Annotated in this window: 17 protein-coding genes; 13 read left to right on the top strand and 4 right to left on the bottom strand. The window is 53.8% G+C overall.

Annotation, left to right across the window (positions count from 1 at the left end; genetic code table 11):
- Nucleotides 1-3: 3 nt before the first annotated feature.
- The 3 genes from EHV15_RS26790 to EHV15_RS26780 all read right to left on the bottom strand — a co-directional run bounded on the left by EHV15_RS26790 (nt 4) and on the right by EHV15_RS26780 (nt 4,018).
- Entirely contained in the window at nt 4-879 is an 876-nt protein-coding gene (locus EHV15_RS26790; RefSeq protein ID WP_128633912.1) for a carbohydrate ABC transporter permease, read from the bottom strand.
- A 102-nt stretch (nt 880-981) separates the two neighbouring features.
- Nucleotides 982-2,331 carry an ABC transporter substrate-binding protein gene (locus EHV15_RS26785; RefSeq protein WP_128633911.1) on the bottom strand — a complete coding sequence of 450 codons (1,350 nt, stop codon included), beginning with the start codon at nt 2,329-2,331 and terminating at the stop codon, nt 982-984.
- Between the two features lie 217 nt (nt 2,332-2,548).
- Nucleotides 2,549-4,018: a glycoside hydrolase family 32 protein gene (locus tag EHV15_RS26780; protein WP_128633910.1), complete on the bottom strand. Its 1,470-nt coding sequence runs from the start codon at nt 4,016-4,018 to the stop codon at nt 2,549-2,551.
- 198 nt (nt 4,019-4,216) lie between these two features.
- Here EHV15_RS26780 and EHV15_RS26775 point away from each other — a divergent pair, with 198 nt between their 5' ends.
- The 9 genes from EHV15_RS26775 to EHV15_RS26735 all read left to right on the top strand — a co-directional run bounded on the left by EHV15_RS26775 (nt 4,217) and on the right by EHV15_RS26735 (nt 15,825).
- A complete protein-coding gene (locus EHV15_RS26775) occupies nt 4,217-5,098 on the top strand; it encodes an ROK family protein (RefSeq protein WP_128633909.1) in 882 nt (293 codons plus the stop codon).
- Between the two features lie 58 nt (nt 5,099-5,156).
- Nucleotides 5,157-6,767: a response regulator transcription factor gene (locus tag EHV15_RS26770; RefSeq protein WP_246061796.1), complete on the top strand. Its 1,611-nt coding sequence runs from the start codon at nt 5,157-5,159 to the stop codon at nt 6,765-6,767.
- Nucleotides 6,768-6,775: 8 nt separating this feature from the next.
- Entirely contained in the window at nt 6,776-8,557 is a 1,782-nt protein-coding gene (locus tag EHV15_RS26765; protein ID WP_128633908.1) for a cache domain-containing sensor histidine kinase, read from the top strand.
- Between the two features lie 188 nt (nt 8,558-8,745).
- Entirely contained in the window at nt 8,746-10,161 is a 1,416-nt protein-coding gene (locus EHV15_RS26760) for an ABC transporter substrate-binding protein (RefSeq protein ID WP_124333492.1), read from the top strand.
- Between the two features lie 91 nt (nt 10,162-10,252).
- On the top strand, nt 10,253-11,188 hold the full coding sequence (locus EHV15_RS26755; RefSeq protein WP_124333493.1) for a carbohydrate ABC transporter permease: 936 nt from the start codon (nt 10,253-10,255) through the stop codon (nt 11,186-11,188).
- A complete protein-coding gene (locus tag EHV15_RS26750; RefSeq protein WP_036623557.1) occupies nt 11,185-12,018 on the top strand; it encodes a carbohydrate ABC transporter permease in 834 nt (277 codons plus the stop codon). The genes EHV15_RS26755 and EHV15_RS26750 overlap by 4 nt, the downstream gene beginning before the upstream one ends.
- A 30-nt stretch (nt 12,019-12,048) precedes the next feature.
- Nucleotides 12,049-13,206: a glycoside hydrolase family 172 protein gene (locus EHV15_RS26745; protein ID WP_128633907.1), complete on the top strand. Its 1,158-nt coding sequence runs from the start codon at nt 12,049-12,051 to the stop codon at nt 13,204-13,206.
- 691 nt (nt 13,207-13,897) lie between these two features.
- Entirely contained in the window at nt 13,898-14,740 is an 843-nt protein-coding gene (locus tag EHV15_RS26740) for a helix-turn-helix transcriptional regulator (protein WP_128633906.1), read from the top strand.
- 119 nt (nt 14,741-14,859) lie between these two features.
- Nucleotides 14,860-15,825, top strand: a complete 966-nt coding sequence (locus tag EHV15_RS26735) for an aldo/keto reductase (RefSeq protein WP_128633905.1) — start codon at nt 14,860-14,862, stop codon at nt 15,823-15,825.
- A 58-nt stretch (nt 15,826-15,883) separates the two neighbouring features.
- Here EHV15_RS26735 and EHV15_RS26730 read toward each other — a convergent pair whose 3' ends face one another.
- Nucleotides 15,884-17,011, bottom strand: coding sequence for an ankyrin repeat domain-containing protein (locus EHV15_RS26730; RefSeq protein WP_128633904.1), 1,128 nt, complete (start codon nt 17,009-17,011; stop codon nt 15,884-15,886).
- Nucleotides 17,012-17,149: 138 nt separating this feature from the next.
- On the opposite strand from EHV15_RS26730, the gene EHV15_RS26725 reads away from it, so the two are divergent.
- The 4 genes from EHV15_RS26725 to EHV15_RS26710 all read left to right on the top strand — a co-directional run bounded on the left by EHV15_RS26725 (nt 17,150) and on the right by EHV15_RS26710 (nt 21,705).
- On the top strand, nt 17,150-17,854 hold the full coding sequence (locus EHV15_RS26725) for a response regulator transcription factor (protein ID WP_128633903.1): 705 nt from the start codon (nt 17,150-17,152) through the stop codon (nt 17,852-17,854).
- A complete protein-coding gene (locus EHV15_RS26720) occupies nt 17,851-18,855 on the top strand; it encodes a sensor histidine kinase (RefSeq protein ID WP_128633902.1) in 1,005 nt (334 codons plus the stop codon). Before EHV15_RS26725 ends, EHV15_RS26720 begins: the two co-directional genes overlap by 4 nt.
- A gap of 170 nt (nt 18,856-19,025) precedes the next feature.
- Nucleotides 19,026-19,796 (top strand): ABC transporter ATP-binding protein, encoded by a 771-nt coding sequence (locus EHV15_RS26715; RefSeq protein ID WP_128633901.1) that lies wholly within the window; start codon nt 19,026-19,028, stop codon nt 19,794-19,796.
- Nucleotides 19,771-21,705, top strand: a complete 1,935-nt coding sequence (locus EHV15_RS26710) for an ABC transporter permease (protein ID WP_128633900.1) — start codon at nt 19,771-19,773, stop codon at nt 21,703-21,705. Before EHV15_RS26715 ends, EHV15_RS26710 begins: the two co-directional genes overlap by 26 nt.
- Nucleotides 21,706-21,745 lie beyond the last annotated feature (40 nt).

Raw genomic sequence — 21,745 nt, 5'->3', positions numbered from 1 at the left:
GGGTTACGCTTCTCCTTTCCTGGAGTTAAATATGGCCCGGATGATCAGGACGGCAAGCAGGCTTTCGATGACGATAAATACGGCGATCGCGCTGCCGTAACCGTATTGGATGGTGGAGAATGCTTTTTTGTACATATAAGTTGTGACCAGTTCGGTTGTCGAACCCGGGACACCGATGATATACGGGATATCGAAACCCCGCAGCGCCCCGGTGGTGCACATGATGAGGGCCAGGCTCAGCACATGCTTGATGCTCGGCAATTTGATATAACGGATCAATTGCCAGCCGTTCACGCCATCGATGGTGGCGGCCTCCTCGACTTCTTTCGGAATCGCGATCAGCGCCGCGTAAAAGATGACCATGTACATCCCCGTAAAACGCCAGCCTTCGGGAATGGATACGGCGATCAGCGCGGTGTGCGGATCGGATAACCAGGCGTTTTGCAGATGGCCGAGGCCGATCCATCCCAGGAACATGTTGAGCAGGCCCAGCGGCTGCAGGGAATAGAAGTTCCGGAACATCTGGGCGATGGCGACGGTGACCACAACGGCCGGTAAATAATACAACGTTCTGAAAATGCCGGCTCCTTTTTGGACGTAAGAGAGCAATAGCGCGAAAAACAGCCCGATGAACACTTGCATCAGTACGACGATCACGACATACACCAGGTTGTTTTGCACGGAATTCCAGAAGTAAGGGTCATGGAACATCTTGATATAATTGCCCAGCCCAATATATTTGGCGTCCTTGATTCCGTTCCAATCTTGAAACCCGTAGTTCAGCGACTGAATGATCGGGACAAAGACGGTTCCCAAATAAAACAGCAGGGCGGGCGTGATAAATACGAGCCAAGCCTTCTTGTCTTTGAGTACATTCATGTGGAATCTCTCCATTGATTCAGATTGACAAACTTAGGGTGAAAGTTGCCCACCCGGACCTTGGGCGGACCGGGCGGGGGCAGTTTGTCTGAACGCAGGCGTCTAGTTGCCGGCGTTTTGGGCGATGGTGTCGTCGACTTGTTTGGCGAACTCCTCCGGCGTCATGGCTCCCATGGCCAATTTCATGATCAAATCGCTCATGACGGAGTTCGTGTTGGCGTCCAGCAGCGTATCCCAAGGTTTGGCAAATTCCGAACCGTAGTTGTCCATATCCTTTTTGATGCGCAGGAACAGTTCGGAGAACTTGGACTCGTCTTCAATCGTAAATTTGAGCGGAGACATTTGCTGTTTAGCCACGTAAACGTCGCTGTAATTTTTCAAGACGTAACTCAGGAAATCCTTGGCGGTCCCGTCGAACTTGCTGGCCGTGGCGGCCAGGCCGATGCCGCTGTTTCCGAAATACTCGTTATCCGGCGTTTTGGCGCCTGCCATGGTCGGCAGATAGAAATAATCAACATTCCCTTTCATGTTATCCGGCAGATTTTCGTCCACGAAGGACGGAATTTCCCAAGTGCCCATCCGGTACATAGCTGCTTCGCCGTTAAGGAACATGTTTTTGGCCGTCGTGTAATCCGTTGTGGCGAACCCTTGTTGGAAGTATTGGCCGATATTGGCGACGAAATTCGCCGCTTGCATGCCGGTTTCGTCGCTCATTTTGGCCTTGCCCTGGCTCAGATTCCGGGCAAATTCGTTTCCGGTGGCGCGGAACGGAATCATCGCCGCATAGCGCAGTACAGGCCAGACATCGACGCCGTCCACGGCGATCGGGGTAATGCCTTTGTCTTTAAGCGCCTTGCTGGCCGCGAGCATATCGTCGATCGTTTTTGGCACGGTCAGGTTATTTTCCGCGAAAATTTTCTTGTTGTACCAAGTCATCTCCAGATGGTATTCCAAGGGGAGAAGGTACAGACGTCCGTCGGGCAGCTCCTGGTATTTCAGCGCCGGTTCGTAGAACTGATCGTACAAGCCTTGCTCCTCCAAAAACTGCTTCATGTCGACCAGCATGCCGGCATCCGCCAGTTCCTGAGCGTACGGATCGGCGTCCGTATCGATAAATTCCGGTACTTCACCGGACGCGATGAGCGTTCTCAGCTTGGTCAGATAGGAAGGTCTGTCCGCCGTCACTTGAATATCCAGTTTGAACCCGGGATGATCTTCCGCATAGCGGTCCGCCAGCTCCCGAACGGTTTGAATGATCGCCCCGTTCTCCGGCCGGGCCGTCAGCCAGGTAATCGTTTTGCCTGAGGCCGCCTCGGATGAATTCCCCTGATTCTGCGCGGCGCTCCCGGCGTTTTTGCCCGCCGAGCCGCCGCAGCCGGCGAGAGCGGTTGCAAGCAATGCGGAGATGACGATAAGAGAGAAGACCTTTAACCTGTTTCTGCTACTTGCCATTTTAATACCCCTCCATTTTTAATTTGGTTCAACCTAATCATCAGTGCTTGACAGTCAAGCCGGCAACAGACCGTGGCCTGGAGCGAGACTCGCTATCCGGAGGCTTTGCACGATTATCCCGTTTGACCAGGTAACTTGACTTCCTGAACCAAAGGGATGATCGTGCAAAGTGGTTTGGAGAGACAACACCCCCCTTTATCCGTCATCATTTATTTTGTCAAGCACTGATTTTGGTCTTGAGCCTAACGTTTTGAACTTTAACCGCGCCTTCGTTCGCGAAAAAACCGAGATGTCCGGTTTTGAAGTTGTAGATCCGTGTGGTCATCGCGACCATGCCGTTGACGTAAAGGCACAAAATATCGTCCTCCAAAATCAGCTTGATGCTGATCCGGTTGTGCTCCGCGAAGCGGAATGGACGCTCCAATTCAATCATTTGCGGTTTATCGCCGGCAATTTGCCATTGAAAGAAACCGGGTTCGGTTCGCGGCCACATATCGAAGGCGATCCGGTTATGGAACGGATCGAATTTAATGAAATAACCCGTGTCCAGCGCTTTGTCGGTGCGCAGCGCGATGCCGAAGTCTTTCGCTTCTTTCCAGTCCGTAAACTCGGCTTCGATCAGGACTTGGGAGGGCAGTTCATTAAAAACGCGGTAAGCCAGCCCGTCGGGAGATTCCAGTTCAAAGCCGCTTTGGCTTTCGGCATGGCGGCAGTTTTTCTCCGCTTCAGGAACGATGTCCGTCTCGCTATTAAAATGCTCATAGATCGCTTGCGGCATCCTCACCAGCAAATCGCCGTTATCGCTTTGATAAACCTCATGCACAACCAGGGTACCGGCCCATTCCCAATCGCCGTAATCGTTTGCCCCCCGCTTGGAAGGCACCCAGCCGAAAGCGTATCTTTGCCGGCCGTCCGAGGCCGTTTTCGCCGCGTAAAATCCTCTGCCGTCAAAGGTGTCCGGGATCGGGGAAGTGTACACGCCCTCGATGGTTTTGCTTTTTTTGTAATGCGTTACGAACTTTTCGCTGAACGTCGAGTAGACCAGGTAATGCCAGTCTCCCATTTGAAAATAATCGGGACATTCCAAAGTAATGTACTTGTCCGGACTGTAAAACGGCTCCCGGTATTGCCAGTGCGCGAGATCGCCGGAAGTGAGGAGGGCAATGCACCCGCCTTTCTTTTCTGAGGAATTCATCAGCCTTGAGGTGACCAGCATCCAGTACTCTTGCCGTTCTTCGTTGAAAAACACGAACGGATCGCGCCAATCGAATTTCTCATAAATCAGGCCGTCTCCATAAAGCTTGAAATTTGCATCCTTGGTCCAATGGATTCCGTCGGTTCCGGTGGCCTTTAATACAACTTGCAAGGGCTTACCGTTCACACAAAATTCGGGGTTGGGATTATGCCCGGTGTAGAAAAGGTGATACATGCCGTTTTGGTCCTTGATTACGGAACCGGTATAGGCGTTGCGGTCGGGTTCGGTTTCGCCGCCGTTTGGCAAAGCCACGCCGTGATCCTCAAAATCCAGGCCGTTTTTGGTGGTGATCAGGTTCCACGTTGTATGGTTCCCATAATCGCCGCCGGCTCTTTGGTCATGGAGATAATAGAGTTTGTACTCTCCATGGTCATAGAACGGGATCACATCGCCGACCCATCCGTCTTGCGGTTTGTAAAATACTTTTTTCATCTTGTCATCTCCATTTGGTAAAACGTTTTACAAACTCATAATAACATAAGTTTTAAAGTTGTCAACGTTTACATTTGCTAAATTAATAGTAATTATATAAATTACAATCAGGATTTTGAAATCGGTATAGTAAAACGTTTGTCAAAATAGTAAAATAAATGTGAAAGCACTTACGGTTTTAAGAGGAGGAGTTTAAGTATGCGAATTGGCGCTATTGAAGCGGGAGGCACAAAATTCATCTGCGGGGTCGGGAATGAAAAGGGGGAAATTCTGGACCGGATCAGTTTTCCGACGGAGGCGCCGGAAAAAACGCTGGAGCAAGCGGTTTCGTATTTTCGCGGCAAAGGTGTTGAGGCGATCGGAATCGGGTCTTTCGGGCCGATTGATCTGGATCGTTCCAGTCCCACTTTCGGACGGGTGACCACGACGCCGAAACCGGGATGGTCAGGCTTTGACATCGTCGGGTACATGAAAGACAATTACCCGGTACCGATCGGTTTCGATACCGACGTGAACGCCGCGGTTTTTGGTGAGGTGAAGTGGGGAGCGGCTAAAGGATTGGATAGCTGCGTTTACTATACGGTAGGGACCGGCGTCGGCGTCGGAGTGTACACGGAAGGCAAACTGGTTCACGGACTGGTCCATCCGGAAGGGGGACATGTTTTGATCCGGCGGCACCCGGAGGATAGCTTCGGTGGTTTGTGTTCTTACCATGGCGATTGCCTGGAGGGCATGGCCAGCGGACCCGCGCTGGAGAAACGCTGGGGAGTGAAAGGAAGCGAACTGCCGGGCGATCATCAGGCTTGGGAGATGGAAGCTTATTATCTGGCGCAGACTCTTTCGGGGGTTATTCTGCTGCTATCACCGAAAAAAGTGATTCTTGGCGGCGGGGTCATGCATCAGAAGCAATTGTTCCCGCTCATCCGCAAGGAGGTTACCCAAATCTTAAACGGATATGTCGCTTCACCGGCGATCCTTGACGGTATGGACAACTATATCGTACCGCCGGGCCTTAGCGACAATGCCGGATTGTGCGGGGCGTTGGCGCTTGGCATCGAGGCTGCCGGTTTGTCGGCATGAGTTCACGATATTTTCGCCGTATCAGTTGGTTCTAACTTGATCACGGAAGGGGAGGAATATGATGTTCCATGTGCTGGTAGCGGATGACGAGCCGCGGCATCGCCGCGGGATTGCCGACATGATCAAGACGCTGCGGCCGGACTACCGAATCTTTATGGCCAAGGATGGGGAGGAGGCCTTGCGCGTCGCCCTGGACAACCGGATTGATATGATATTTACGGATATTCGCATGCCCAATATGGACGGTCTGACGATGATCGGGCATTTAAAAGCGCGGAGCGAACCGATGAAAATCGTCATCCTGAGCGTGTACGGCCATTTCGATTATGCCAGACAGGCCCTTAAGCTCGGCGCGTTCGATTACCTGCTCAAACCGCTGGAACTGAGTGATATGGCAGAGATGCTGGACAAGCTGGACGCCGCCATCGAGCAAGAGCGGATGCGCCATCAAGATGGAGTAAGCCTGCAGGAGCAGCTGAGTTCGGCCATTCCAGTGTACGAACAGCATCTGCTTAGCCGCTGGGTGCGGTCGGCGGCGAATGAAGACGAGCTGCGGGAGATTGAACGTTTGATCCCGCAGGGACAGGTCGGATTTGTATGGATCTCCAAGTTTTCCAAATCCGAGGTCGAACAGATGTATCAAGGCGAGGAATTCGCTGAAGTCAAAACCAGCTTCAAGAGCTGGATGCGCCAGGTCACCGAGCCGATCGGCCCGGCCATTTCCTTTTACCTGGAGGGAGACGAGCCTATGCTTGTCTCCGTCATTGCGCCTTCGCATTCCCTGGAATGGCTGATGAAAAAGGAAATTGAACGGTTAACTCAATTTATCGAACAGGTTCGCATGGAATTCGAACTTACCGTATCCATCGGCGTAGGCGACGGGGTTAATGATCTGCGCCGCGAAGCGCCCCGTTCCTTCGCACAAGCGTTGAATGCGCTGGACTTTACGTTTTATTGCGGGAACGGGAAACTTGTCATCCATAGTGAAATCGCTTACACCCTGCAAAAGCCGTCTTTGCCATGGGTTCCCGACGATTTCGGCATTGCGGACGCGGTGGCGGGCGGGAATCGGGACAAGGCGCGGGAGGCGTTGGACTTGCTGGTGCGGCGGCTTCTGGAAAGCGGCTATCCTGCTCCCGCCCAGTTCAAGCGCAGCATTTTGTATGTGCTGGTCAACCTCGTTAAGGCCAATGAAGCGGTATTGCGAAGGGAGGAGGCGGGCAATATCGTGTCCGAGATGGAATTTCGGATTCCCTCCTGTTCCACGCTGGATGAACTCCAGGTGAAAGCGGCTGATTATGTGAACCGGATCATCGACGGGATCGCGGACCGGAAAAACCATAAAAACGAGCGGATTATCGAGCTGTGCCGCACTTATCTGGCGGAGCATTACATGGAGGATCTCGCGCTCGAAACGGTGGCCAGGCGGTTCTTTTTCAGCCCAGCCTATTTCAGCAGCTTCTTTAAAGCGCATACGTCGATGACGTTTACCGAATATTTGCTGCGGCTCCGAATGGAGAAAGCCAAGGAAATGCTGAAGGACGGGAGCCGGAAAATTTCCGAGATTGCCCTAAACGTGGGCTTCAGGGACGCGGGTTATTTTACCCGGATCTTCAAGCGGGAAACCGGCTTTTCCCCGGAGGAATTCCGCAAGAAAGACCTGCTGTAGGTGGCGCCATGAGACTGAAAAACAAGCTGATTTTATCCTACATCGTTTTGATTACGCTGCCTCTGGCCACCTTGGGGACGGGAGCCTTTTATGCAAGCAAAAATATCATGCTTAAGCTGGCCCGCGATAACGTAACGGAAATCGTTCAAAAAAACAACCAAATCATCGACGAACGGCTGAAAATCATCGAGGACGACAGCCTCTCCCTGATGGTGGAGTGCGACTTGTTTCAAATTTTCGACGGCCCCGCCCCGGCCGAAAGCGAACTGCTGCAGACGAATAAACGGGTCACGCAAATTTTGAACCGTTATTTTTCGCCATCCCGGGATCTGTATTCGGTGGAGCTTGTGACCCGGGCTTTCGTTTACGGAAGCAAGGCGCGCAATACGTATCCGCCGGATCATTTTTACGAATCCGAGCTGTACAAGCGGGCGGCGGAGCAAAAGGGGCGTCTGGCCTGGATTCCGACCTATGAGTACAGCCGGATGCACCAATTGCCGGATTTGGCCGGCGCCGACATCGATTACCGCTATTTATTTACCGCCGTCCGGCAGATGAATCCTTCCTGCGTTCGTAATGACGCGATCGTGCGGGCTGGGGAAGGTACGGAGAAGCCGATTCTCGTGATGAATTTCCGGGACGATGTTTATGCCGATATTTTCCGGGATAGCGTTCCGATCGATGGCGCGGCATTTTTGGTGGCCAGCGCAGACGGCACGATCATTTCCCATGCGAATGCTGAGTTTATCGGGAGCAAACCGTCTTTACCCTGGCTGGCCGAAGTGCGGAGCCGCGGCAGCGGAGCTTCCTACGTTACGGTGGACGGGAAACGGATGATCGCCTGTTACGCGGTGTCCGGAATCACGGGCTGGACCTCGGTCGTGCTGATTCCTCCCGGCGCGCTGACGAAGGATATCGGACAAACGATCACCTTTTTTATCATCACGTTGGGCGCTTCGCTGCTGCTGCTTTCACTGTTGTTCGCCTATTTGATTTCCATGCGGATTTCTTCACCGGTCAGCAAGCTGCTGCTTGCGATCAAGCGGGTTGGGGGCGGCGATTTCAACGCCAAAATCAAGGTGGAAGGGAAAGACGAGCTGGGGCATGTGCTGATGAAATTCAACAGCATGAACGAGAAAGTGAAGCAGCTGATTGAAGAAAATTATGTCGTCAAACTAAGGGAGCGCGAAACGGAAATCATGGCGCTGAATGTCCAGCTTAACCCCCATTTTCTGTACAATACGTTGAATATCATCAACTGGATGGCCGTTTACGGAGAGAAAGAGCAGGTCAGCAAAATGCTGGTCAGCTTGTCGCGGATGCTGCATTATACGACGGACAACCGCAAGGATTCGATGCCGCTTTCCGCAGATATCGGGTGGCTAAAGGATTATATCGTCATCATGTCCAACCGTTACGAACACCGTTTCCGGGTCGACTTCGACATCGCGCCGGAGCTGATGGAAGCCAGCGTGCCGAAGCTGTTTCTGCAACCGCTGGTGGAAAATGCGATCATCCACGGGTTCGGGGATATGGAGAGCGGCGGACTGATTACGATCTACGGGCGCCGGCAGGGGGACGATATCGAGTTCTGCGTGGAGGACAACGGCTGCGGGATTATGCCGGAACGCCTCAAGGAGGTGCTGGCCGAAGACTCCGCCAACATCGGGATCAAAAACGTCGATAAGCGGGTCAAGCTGCTCTACGGCAGCCGTTACGGCATCGGCATCGAATCCGTTCCCGAGCTGGGGACGCGGGTAAAGCTGGTTATCCCGTATCGAAAGCCTTAAAGAGGATGTTCAAAAAGCGTCTTCCCATGACGAAGTAGTTTCAGGGAGCGGAATCGACGTCGAATCTTGAATTGATCGAAAAATCGTCCAGGAAACGAAAAAACGTCCCATAGGTTTTCGGGAGCGGCGATTCTACAATAAAAACAAGCGACTGCAGCGCTTACATTTTTAAGCGGGGGGATCAGCACATGCAAGCAAAATCCGGCAAATTAAAAACGCTGTTTGTTTTCCTAACCATTCTGGCGCTTTTTGTAACCGCTTGCGGAACGGGGGGAAGCGGTTCGCCAGCGAACCAGGGACAACAAGGCGGCGAGAACAACAAGGCGGACGGCGGGAAAAACGGAGAAAAAGTAACGCTGAAGTTCACGTTCTGGGGCAGCCCGGAGGAAAAGAAAGCGGTGGAATCGGCGATCAAAGCCTTCGAGCAGAAACATCCGAACATCACCATCAACCCGATCCATATTCCGGGCACGGATTTTCTGCAGAAGCTCAACGCCATGGTCGCCGGCAACGAGGCGCCGGATATCAGCTATTCGGCCGCCTGGAAGCTGAAAATGGGCGAGGAGGGTCTGATTTACAACTTCTTTGATTTAATGAAAGATGATCCGAGCATCAAGAAAGAGGATTACCTGGAGTATGCCTGGTGGAACTGGGACAAGGATAAAAGCGCCGGACCGTATCAGGCGTCCGTCGTCCCTTCCTTGATGTACAACGCGGATATGTTCAAGGAAGCGGGAGTGGAACTGCCGCCTACCAAGGCGGAGGAAGCGTGGACCTGGGACGAGTTCGTGGACGCGGCCAAAAAGCTGACGCTCGACCGGAACGGCAAGCATCCGGACGATCCGGGCTTCGATCCGAAGAACATCAAGCAATACGGCGTTAAACTCAGCCTCGGCTGGTCGTCTTATATGCCAATGGTTCTCTCCAACGGCGGGGATTATCTGACGGCGGACGGCAAGGAATTCGGGTTGTCCAAACCGGAGGCGACCGAAGCGCTGCAGAGAATAGCCGATTTAATTAACGTGCACCACGTCTCGCCATCGCCGGTGCAGGCCAGCAGCATTCCCGCTCCGGCGACCGCGCTGCAGTCCAAAAAAGTGGCGATGGTCATCGACGGCAGCTGGAACCACCTCGATTTGAGCAAAACCAACATTAACTGGGGCGTCGGCGTGCTGCCGGTCATCAAGGACTACAAAACGTTTTTCCTTGGCGGCTCGCTGATCATCTTCAAAAGTTCGCAGCACCCTAAGGAGGCGTGGGAGTTCTCCAAATTCCTCACCGATCCGCAAAACGTACTCGACTTGCACCAAGGTTTGTGGATGCCGCAGCTCAATAAATGGTACGAGGATCCGCAGCTGATCGACGAGTGGGCGAACGAAGAGCTGCCCGGAAGACCGGCTGGTTTCCAGGATGCCGTGATGCGCTCCACCTATGAGCATGCCGAGCCGTCGCCGGAAAACAACGTCAAAAACTTCGTGGAAATCGACGCCGCGGTATCGGCCGCGCTCGATCAAGTGTGGCTTGGCGAGAAAACGGCCGAAGCGGCGATGAAAGAAGTGGAGACGAAAGTGAAGCCGCTGGTACAGGGCACCTACTTGAAATAACGAAGCGCTGTGCGAAAGCGCCGTCGCCGTAAAGCACGTTGCCAGCGGCGGCGGCCTCCGCCAGGGCGTTTCGACGGAGGGGGATTTGCTTGTGGAAACCATCTCTTCCCGGAGCGGGAATCGGTTGCGGAACAAGCGCCATACAAAGCGAAAAGACCTTTACGGCTGGCTGTTTGCCATGCCGGCGATTCTGGGCCTGCTGATCTTCACGCTGGGCCCGATGCTTTACAGCCTGTACATGAGCTTTACCGACTACACCGGATCGAATTCACCGACCTTTACGGGTCTCGACAATTATAAACGAATGTTCAGCGGCGAGGATCAATATTTTTACAAATCGCTGGCCGTTACTTTTTATTTCGTGATCCTTAGCGTACCGACCGGCATCATCTACTCCTTTTTGCTGGCGATACTGCTGAATCAGAACGTGAAAGGCAAAGCGGTCTTCCGCACGATCTTTTATTTGCCGTCGATCGTGCCGATCATCGCGATCTCGTTTATTTGGCTGTGGCTGCTTAATCCCGATCTCGGCCTCGCCAACGAACTGCTGCGCTCGCTGGGCCTGCCGGGAAGCCAATGGATTTTCGGCGAGAAAACGGTCGTGCCTTCTCTGGCTTTAATGAACCTGTGGACGACGGGCGGGACGATGATTATTTTTCTCGCGGGCCTGCAGGATATTCCCAGATCGCTGTACGAAGCGATCGAGATGGACGGCGGAACGCGGCTCGATAAGCTGCGCCATATTACGATTCCGCTGATGACGCCGACGATTTTTTTCAACCTGATCATGGGCATCATCAACGGCTTTCAAGTGTTCTCGCAGGCTTATGTCATGACCAACGGCGGGCCCAATAACGCCAGCTTGTTCTATGTGTTTTATTTGTACCGGGAAGCGTTTCAGTTCTCGCGGATGGGGAGCGCCAGCGCAATCGCCTGGGTGCTGTTCGCCATCATTATGATTTTGACCTACGTCGTGTTCAGGACATCGAACAAATGGGTTTATTACGAGGGGGATGGCGCGCGATGAGAGCCAAGGCTTGGTTTGAAAAAGGACTGATCTACCTGGTGCTGGCGGCCGGGGGAATCTTTAGCCTGCTGCCGCTGGTATGGCTCGTCCGCAGTTCGCTGATGAATATGGGGCAAATTTTCGAGCTGCCGCCGGTGTGGATTCCCAATCCCGTGCAATTTTCCAATTACAGCGAGGCGCTGACGATCCTGCCTTTTGGCCGGTATTTCGTGAACACCGCGATCATCGTCGTCTTTTCGGTGCTGGGCGTCATCGTAACCAGCTCGATCAGCGCCTACAGCTTCGCGCGGATGGCCTGGAAAGGCAGGAATCTGGTGTTCAGCCTGCTGCTGTCCAGCATGATGCTGCCGTACGCGGTCACCTTGATCCCAACGTTTATCGGCTGGAGCAAAGTGGGTTTAACCAATTCCTTTATCCCGCTGATCGCTCCGGCTTGGTTTGGCGGCGGCGCGTTCAACATTTTTCTGCTGCGCCAGTTCTACCTCAGCATCCCCCGCGATCTGGATGAAGCGGCTTACGTGGACGGTGCCGGCCATTTACGGATATTCTGGTCGATCATCCTGCCGCTCACCAAACCCGCGCTGATTGTCGTCGGTTTGTTTTCGTTTTTGGCGGCGTGGAACGATTTTCTCGGTCCGCTTGTTTATTTGAACGACGAAACCAAATATACGCTGGCTCTCGGTCTGCAGCAGTTTAAAGGCATGTATTCGGCGGAGTGGCATCTGATGATGGCGGCGGCCACCGTGGTGCTGCTGCCGGCGATAATCGTATTTTTCATCGGGCAGCGATATTTCATCGAAGGGATTACGTTAACGGGGATTAAGGCTTGAATTGACTTTAAATGAGTGGGAGGAAGCGGTATGAACCAGTTATACTTGCGCAAAGAAGGGACATCCCGGCGGCTGTCGAGCTGGGATCAAACGGGCGGCAACAGGGACTTCATTGTGATTGGGGCCGGGCAAACGGCGGCGATTGCGGAAATCGCCGGTTCGGGCGTGATTCAGCATATTTGGATGACCATCGCGGCGAAAAACAAATACGCGTTCCGCAAAGTATTGATCCGCATGTTTTGGGATGATGAGCAGGAACCGAGCGTGGACTCGCCGGTCGGCGACTTCTTCGGCGTCGGTCACGGCGTGGCCAGCCACTATGTGTCCGCGCCACTCAATATGATTACGACTCAAGGCGTGATTGAAGACAAAGCGGCGATGAACTGCTTTTTTGAAATGCCGTTCCGCAAAAGGGCGCGGATCGAAATCGTCAATGAGTGCGAGGACGAGATGATCTTGTACTTTTACGTGGACTATGTGGAAAAAGAGGTGCCGGACGACAGCTTCTATTTCCACGCCTCGTGGCGCAGGGAGAATCCGACGCAGGGCTTGGTGGACTTGGCCGCGCTGAAAGCGGAACACGATCAGCAGGACAAGGCCAATTATGCCGACCAAAAAGTATATGAGCTGAAAAATCTGACCGGAGACGACAATTACGTGCTGCTGGATGCGGTGGGCGAAGGCCACTATGTGGGCTGCAACTTAAGCATCGACCACCTCAATCCGATGCCGGGCTTTAGTTGGCCGGGGGAGGGGGACGATATGTTCTTCATCGACGGCGAACCGTGGCCGCCCCGCCTGCACGGGACGGGAACGGAGGATTATTTCTGCGCTGCCTGGGGCTATCCCGCCGGAAAGTATTATGCTCCGTACCACGGCTTGTCGCTGTACGCGCCGATCCGGGAAAACGGCGATGCGTGGAAAGAGAGCAACACGATTTCGTTTAACGATTATTCCGGCAAAATGACGCAATACCGCTTTCATATCGTCGATCCGATCATCTTCCGCAAGTCGCTCCGCTTCAGCATCGAGCACGGGCACGGAAACGCTCAATCGAACGACTATGCGTCGGTCGCTTACTGGTATCAGCGCGAGCCGCACAAGGCGTTTCCGCAGATGCTGCCAGTAGCGCAGCGCCTGCCGATTCCGGAGAAGGAAAGCGCCAGGTTGTTTTACCGCACGTTCTAAGTTAAAAGTTAAAAGCAGCGGCAAGCCGGGAAATGCCCGGACTTGCCGCTGTTTTTTTCGGTATGCGGTTGCCGCCGCGGGTGTGTCGGAGTGAGATTATACTTCGAGTTCAACTTAGAAGTCGGTGCTTGTTTGAGCGGTGGATCGAGGATCAGCCTTCATCATTCCGGACGGCATCTGCGCTAACGGTTGTAGTCGCGCTTATTTAGCCGAAAAGGCGGGGATTCCATTTCTACGGTTGTGAGCGTGCTTATTCCGATGAAAAAAGGGGCAAAACCCCGTAAAAAGGCAAAATAAGCTCCAGGACACCCGTTACATTTTAAATCCCCTTGATTTTGCCGAAATAGCAGCGATGGCAACCGTTAGAAAGATGACACGCTTGAGCGGTTCCGCCTAACTGATCACCCAGCTCCGTTTTCTGTTTAAGCCAAACTTTGGTCATCCAATGTATCGTATAGAACGTAGGCCGTTATGATAAACGACTTGTTTTCCCCGGGAAAATTAGCGTTCTGCAGCGCTTTCCTTCATTATTTAGTAAGGGGGGAGCTTAGGATATAGGAGAATTTTTTGAAAATGGGATTTTTTATAGCGCTTTCATTGCGGCATTCCTTCTCCTTAACGCTGTTGTCAGTGCATAAGGCCATGATACAATTTGGTTTACAAACCAAGTCAAGAGAAAGAGGTGGTTCCCATGCTCGACCAAAACGGGATTAACGGTAATCTCGTAAGAACGGACTTAAACAGCACCCGCGCCAAAACGTTGGGCGATTATTTGAAATCGCGCCGGGCCCGGCTGCAGCCGGAACAGGCGGGCTTGCCAAGATCGCACGGCCAGCGCCGGACGCCGGGCTTGCGGCGTGAGGAGGTCGCGATTTTGGCGGGCGTTAGCGCAACCTATTACACATGGCTGGAGCAGGGGCGGGAAGTTGCCGTGTCCCGGGATGTGATCGAAAGCATCGGCAAGGCGCTCAGGCTGAGCCCGGATGAGCATATGCATTTGCTCGAGCTGTGGAATGCCAACGAGCCTGAAGCGGTGACGAAGATTACGACGGAAGTAAAACCGCAGTGGAAAGAAATTGTAGGTGCGATGGCTTTTCCTTGTTTTATCAGCAATGACCGGGCCGAACTGCTGGTCTGGAACCGTGCGGTCGATGAGTGCATAGCGGATTTTTCGTCGCGGCCGGAGGGGCAGCGGAATATGATGACTATGCTGTTCACCGATCCGGAGATGCGAAAAGGCCTGATCAACTGGGAAGAGATGGCGGCGCATTCGGTGGCGATTTTCCGCACTTCCTATGACAAATATGCGCATGACCCGTGGTTCGCGCAGTTCGTGGCCGAGCTCTCCAAGGAATCCGCTGAATTTGCGGACCTTTGGCAGCTGCATCGTGTGGAAGTGAAGAGAGTGACCCGGGTTTTTTACCGTAGATCTGACGAAAATCAAGTTCTTGTTTACGATATCAATTCGTTAGAATTTACGACGGATCATCCCGATCTGCACCTATGCATTTACACCCCGGTGTCAGCCTGGTAGTGCCATTACTAGTAAAAGCGTACTGTGGCTGCTCCTTGAACCGCGTTTTAGAATAAGATCATGTTTTAATGATCCATATTTAAAGCTGCGGAAAAGAGGGGATTAAGCTGGGAAAATCGATAACACAAAGGAAACTCGGAAGCCTTGGGCTTGAAGTGTCGGCCCTTGGCCTGGGCACGATGATGATGCCGGACAACGAAGAGTCGGTTCGTACCATACACGGCGCGCTGGATCTTGGCGTTACGCTGTTCGATACGGCGGATATTTACGGCGAGGAATTTATGCAAGGAAAGTTCGGCGGCAATGAGCGGCTGGTCGGCCGCGCCTTAAAAGGACGCCGGGACCAGGCAGTGATTGCGACCAAATTCGGCATTGTATCGCCGGATCTGAAAGTCCATGGACACCCCGCCTATGTAAAAAAATCGGTTGACGCGAGCCTGCTGGCGCTTGGCGTCGATTATATCGACCTGTATTACCAGCACCGCATAGATCCGAATACGCCGATCGAGGAGACGGCGGGCGCTATGGCGGAGCTTGTCCAGGCCGGCAAAATACGCTATATCGGCTTGTCGGAAGCGACCGCCGAGCAAATTCGCCGCGCGCATGCGGTGCACCCGCTTACCGCGGTGGAAACGGAATATTCGCTTTGGAGCCGCGAAGTGGAGGATGAGGTGCTGCCCGTTCTGCGTGAACTCGGCATCGGTTTTGTTCCGTACAGCCCGCTTGGCCGCGGGTTCCTGACCGGACAAATCCGCTCCTTCGACGATCTTCCCGAAGATGATTACCGCCGTTATTACCCGAGATTTCAGGGCGAAAACTTCAATAAAAACCTGGAGGTCGTGGCTCTCATCGAAAAGTTTGCCGTCCGCAAAGGCTGTACGGCGTCTCAACTGGCGCTCGCCTGGCTGCTTGCGCAGGGAGAGCAGATCGTGCCGATTCCCGGCACGAAGCGGCTGGACCGGGTCCGGGAAAATCTCGGCGCTCTGGAGGTGACGCTCAGCGCGGAGGAATTGGCGGAGATCGAACGGATTTCGCCGAAAGGGGCTGCGGCGGGAGCGCGTTACCCGTCATTTTTGCAGTCTTGATAAATACGAGACAGCCGCTTCGCAAGTCTGGTTTAGATTTGCGGAGCGGCCTTCTCATTTATTTGGCGCCATGCTCGATCAGCAGTCGCTTAATTTTTAGTCCGTCCGGATCATCTTCATCAACATCTTGCAGAATCGTAACCTCTTCTCCATAATCCCAATACGTCGCGTTAGCCTTAGCCCCTTGCTCAATCAGATAGTTGACCATCTCATAATTCGACTGGCTTACAGCCCGTGATAACAAGGGAATTCCCAAACCATCCGTCTCATTGGCATCAAAGCCGTAATTTCCTTCCAGCAGCAGTTTGGTTAGCGGCAGGTTTCCAAACGACACCGCATAATGGAGGATCGATATCCCGCCTTCATCGCCCGGCCGCAGGGACAAATCGGCTCCGTGCCCGATCAGATAGGCCGCGATATCCGTCCGGCCAAGCTCCACGGCGGCGAAGAAGGACGGAAATTCATGCTGGCCGAATCCCGCGTTCACATCGGCGTGATCCTGCTCCACCAACCGCTTCACCTCTTTCAAGGTCAGGTTGCCAAGTTCCGTATACAATTTTGCCGTGGCGCGTTCATCACTGGTTGCATAGGGCTCCAACTTCTCCACGGTTTGTTGATCTTGATTCACATAAGCGACCGTATAGGCGGTTTGGCCTGCTTTCGATTTGGCATTTACGTTCACCTTCTGCTCCAGCAAATAATCCACAGCCTGGTCATACTTTGCCGCTTGCTGACTATCAGATGCAAACGTTTTGTTTTCAACGGCCAACATCAAGGCCGTCTCTCCTTGAGCGTCCGGTGTATTCAAGTCCACTCCGCAGGCCTTAAGCTTCTTCAACGCCTCCACGCTTGCGTTCATCGCCGCGCCGGATATCCCGTATTCCGTACGCGTGCCGTCCTCGGCCGCCAATATGGCCGTTGGCCCTTCGTCATCCACCACGATATCGGCATCGGACGCCCCTCCGCCGTGGGGATAAAAGGACGCGCATTTTTCTTGAGCAGCGCTTGGTTCTTTAGTTTCGGCAGACCCTTTAGTACCGGAAGAGGCGGCATTGATCTTTGTCTCCTGCACGGGAACTTCGTCCGCCTGAGCTTTGTTCCCGGGCACATCCGCCCGGCCGCCACACGCCCCCAGCAGCATGCCGGTGATTAGCAATACGCCGCTTATTCCCAGCAACTGTTTCATGGTAGTCTCACTCCATCATTCTATTTTTCCACCTATATCTTGTCGGCTTTTTTGGCTTTATTTTATATAGAAGCTAGGAAAAAAGTTCGGTATAGTGATAAGACAGGATTGCTCGGAGGGAAAGGAGAGGGATTCAAAGTGTACACGATCCTCATCGTCGAGGATGACATGAAAATTGCGGACAAGCTGCACTCGTTCATGATGAAATATGATTTTGACGCGCGGGTTGTGGAGGACTTCAGCCGGGTGCTGGACACGTTCCTGGAAACGCAGCCCGATTTGGTGCTGCTGGATGTGAATCTGCCGAAATTCGACGGCTTCTATTGGTGCCGGCAAATCCGGGCGAAGTCGCTTTGCCCAATCATTTTTATCTCGGCGCGCGAAGGTCAGATGGATCAGGTGATGGCGTTGGAAAACGGAGCGGACGATTACATTACGAAACCGTTCGACATGGAGATTGTGATGGCCAAAATCCGCAGCCAGCTCCGCCGCGCCGTGGGCGCTTACGCCTCCGGGCGGGAGCGGGAAAGGACGATCGAATATGCGGGGATCGTGCTGTACCCGGAGCGCTATATGGCGTCTTATCAAGGGAACACGATTGATTTTACGCAAAAAGAAGCCGACCTGCTTACGATGCTGATGGAAAAAGGCGGCCGGGTCGTCAGCCGGGAGCGGCTGCTGGACATGATGTGGGAGGATCAGCATTTTATCGACGACAATACGCTGAACGTTTATATTACGAGAGTACGCCGGAAACTGAGAGAGCTGGGAACGGGAGACCTCATCGAAACGGTCCGGGGCGCCGGCTACCGGATCGCGGCGGACAAGGAGCCTTCGGCATGAGGCTGTTTTGGAAAGATCAGTTCCCGCTCGTTCTGTTTTTTACCGTGCAAATGCTGCTTGTCCCGTTCGTTTACTGGCTGACGGGCGAAGGGCGGCCGGTGCGGGTTGTCCTGTACGGCGTTCTGTTAAGCGGTTCGGTGTTGGCCGTCTATTTGGGATTCCGGTATGCCACGCACCGGGCGATGTACAAGGAGCTTGCGGCGGAGGAGCCGTCCGGGGAGTTTCTCAATCCGCCGCTGGGGGAGGCTCCGCTGCCGGAAGCCTTACACGGGCGGATCGGCCATTACGAGCGATTGTACCGCGAACAGCTCCACCGGCAGCAAAGCCGGACCGAGCAGCATCTCACTTTTGTGAACCGCTGGGTCCATCAGATGAAAACGCCGCTCTCCGTGATTCAGCTGACGCTTTCCGAAGTGGAGGACGAGCCGGCCGAAAGTATCCGCGAGGAGCTGGACCGGATCCGCAAAGGTCTCGATATGGTCCTCTATACCGCACGGCTGGAGCATTTCGAGCAGGATTTCGCCGTCCAAGCCATCGGACTGCGCGCGGCGGCCAGCGAAGCCGTCGCGGAGAACCGCACACTGTTCATCCGCAAAGGCATTACGCCCAAATTCGATATCGGCAGTGAGGTGCGGGTCTATACAGATGCCAAGTGGTTTCGCTTTATGCTGGGCCAGATTTTAACCAATGCGGTGAACTATTCGGGCGGTCCCGGCAAAGCGGTGCATCTGGCCGCGGAAGACGCCGGGGAGTACATCAAGCTCCACATTTGCGACGAAGGGATCGGGATTGCCCCGGAGGACATGGGCCGGGTGTTCCATCCGTATTTTACGGGAGAGCGGGGAAGGCAGTACCGCGAATCGACTGGCATGGGGCTGTATCTTGTGCGGGAAATCGCCGGCAAGCTGGGCCATGAAGTGGAGCTGGAATCCGCGCCCGGCGAAGGCACCACGATTAGCTTGACCCTGCGCAAAGCGCACGCCAATGAAGGCACATCCTAAAGGGGGTGTGTCTTCTTCCGTTATGCTGGACAGCCATCCGAACGAAAAGGCGAACACAACCTTATCGCAAATGTAAGGTTCGGTTCACCTAAACCGATGGCAGCTTAATGCGGAACTGGCGTAAAGTTAGGATATAATTTGCAACGGCACAGAAAGGAGCTGCTTTAAGCTTGGATATTCTTGAAGTCAAAGCATTAAACAAAGTTTACAGCGGTAAAGTGGCGACGCATGCCCTGACCGATATTCATCTGACGATCCGCGAAGGGGAGTTTGTCGGCATCATGGGGCCGTCGGGCAGCGGGAAAACCACCCTGCTGAACATGGTATCGACCATCGACCGGCCCAGCTCGGGCGAAGTCCGAATCGGGGGACTCAACCCGTACAATATGAAAAAAAGAGAGTTGGCGCACTTTCGGCGCAAACAGCTCGGCTTCGTGTTTCAGGATTTCAATCTGCTCGATACGCTTACCGTGGCGGAAAATATCGTCCTGCCGCTGACGCTGGACAGACGTCCGCTGAAAGAAGCGGAGGCGCTGCTGGCCCGGACGGCCTCCAAACTTGGCATTGGCGGGATTCTGAACAAACGCGTCTACGAAATCTCGGGCGGACAGCGGCAGCGGACGGCGATTGCCCGCGCCATTATCGGGTCTCCCGTGCTGCTGCTGGCGGACGAGCCGACCGGGGCGCTGGATTCCCAATCCTCGCGGGCGGTCATGGAGTCGCTGGCCGAAATTAACGAGCAGGACGGAACGACGCTGATGCTGGTGACGCATGATCCGGTGGCCGCAAGCTACTGCAACCGCATCGTCTTCATTAAAGACGGCAAGTTGGCGGCGGAAATTCACCGCGGCGAGAATCGCCAGGCTTTTTTCCAAAAAATCATCGATATGCTGTCGTTCTGGGGAGGGGATACGCGTGAACTTTCCTCAATTCGCGTTTAACAACGTCCGCCGCAATGCCCGCGCTTATGTCGCCTATTTGCTGAGCAGCGCATTTATGGTCATGATTTTTTTCACCTACGCCGTCTTTATTAATCACCCGAACATCGCCGGCTCCCCCATGGGCAACATGACCCGGACCGGCATGACGATCGCCACCGTCATCGTTTATGTGTTCGCCTTCTTTTTCGTGTTGTATTCCATCAGCGCTTTTCTGAAGTCGCGGAACCGCGAGTTCGGCATCCTGACGATCCTGGGCGCAGAATCCCGGCAGATTAACCTGCTGATTTTCCTGGAAAATATGCTGATCGGCGCCGTGGCCATCGTAACGGGAATCGCGGCGGGACTAATGTTGTCCAAAGTGTTTCTGCTCGTCAGCACCAGGATGATCGATATGGAGGAACTGCCCTTTTACTGGCCCGCAAAAGCGATCCTGCTGACCGCCGGCGCGTTTGTGCTGTTGTTTCTGTTTATCTCTCTGTTTACGCTGTTGTTTATTCGGAAACGCCAAGTTCTGGATTTGCTCACGGGCAGCAGCAAGCCGAAAAAAGAACCGAAAGCGAACGTTTTTATTTCCGTGTTCGGCATCGCCCTGCTCATGATCGGGTATTGGGCTCTTCATGGGAAAAAGCTCGATGAAATTGGACTTTTGATCGCGGCCGTAAGCGGCATCGCCGGAACGTACTTTTTCTACTCCCAGCTGTCCGTCTGGATCATCCGAAGACTGCAGCGCAGCCGGGCGACGGCCTGGAAGGGCACGAATCTGCTGTGGATCTCCGAAATGAGCTATAAGTTGAAGGATAACGCGCGGATGCTGTTTTTGGTTACCGTCGTTGTCGCTTTGGCCTGCATGAGCACCGGGTTTGTTCTGGCTTCCCAGCAGGCGATCAGGGATTCTTTTATGGGGAACCCGTTCAATTTTAGATACACAGCTTACAGCGACGGGGATAAAACGAAGGCCGAGGAAGATCTTGCGTACATCGAAAAAGCGCTCCGCGCGGCAGGCTTGGAATATCGCCTCGAAAAGGCGGATTTGATCGCAAACAACAGCTACACGGCGGGGGAAGAGGAGACTATGCTGATTTCGCAAACGCAGTTTAACCGCCTGGCATCGGTTATGAATATCGACACGGTGGAACAGCTCGGCGAAAGCGAAGCGGTGCTGGTGCAAACGCCGGAAACTAAACGCGATCATCTTCCGCAAGGGGATACGATGGATCTGCGGATTGCGGAATCGGCGTACCCGTTCCATGTTGTTGCCCGGACGGATCCGGCTGCCTTCCTATCCTATACGGGGAAGCTGCTGGTTGTCGAGGACGGGGTATTCGAGCGGCTGGAGCAGGAACATCGGGCCGGGGGAGGTTACGTGCAAAATAACACCGTCTTTATGGTTCCCGGTTCCGGCAAGCTGCCAAGCAAGGAGGACCCGGAAACGAAACTGGGCCTTGAGCTGACCGAGTGGAGCCGAAGCGGACATCATGAAGGTTTCCTGCAATCGCGGGCGGAAGATTATTACACCTATAAACAAACCTTCTCTCTTTTTAGTTTTATCGGTGTATTTATCGCGCTGATTTTCTCGGTCTCTTCGGCGAGCTTTCTTTATTTCAAATTGCACACGGAGCTGACCGCCGACGCGGCAATGTATCGCTCCCTGTCCAAAATCGGGCTCAGCAGCCGGGAGATGAACGTCTCGGCGACGATTCAAATTGCCGTTTTGTTTTTTATCCCGATCGCGGTGGCGGCGCTTCAGTCGCTGGTGGTGCTTGGGCCGGTCATGGAGATGATGAACTCGATGGGCCCCGTTTATGTACCCGTGCTGACCGCCTCGGCGGCTTTCCTCGCCGTCCAGATCGTGTATTTTCTGATCGTCAGAGCCCGCTATATCAGAGCGGTCAATAAAACGATGGTTTAAATTCGGCTCACGACGAAAATCAGTGCTTGACAAAATAAAT

The organism is Paenibacillus oralis (assembly GCF_003863965.1).
GTDB lineage: Bacteria > Bacillota > Bacilli > Paenibacillales > Paenibacillaceae > Fontibacillus > Fontibacillus oralis.
Note: the sequence above shows the minus strand (reverse complement) of the source record. Positions and strands in the feature narration are given on the sequence as shown.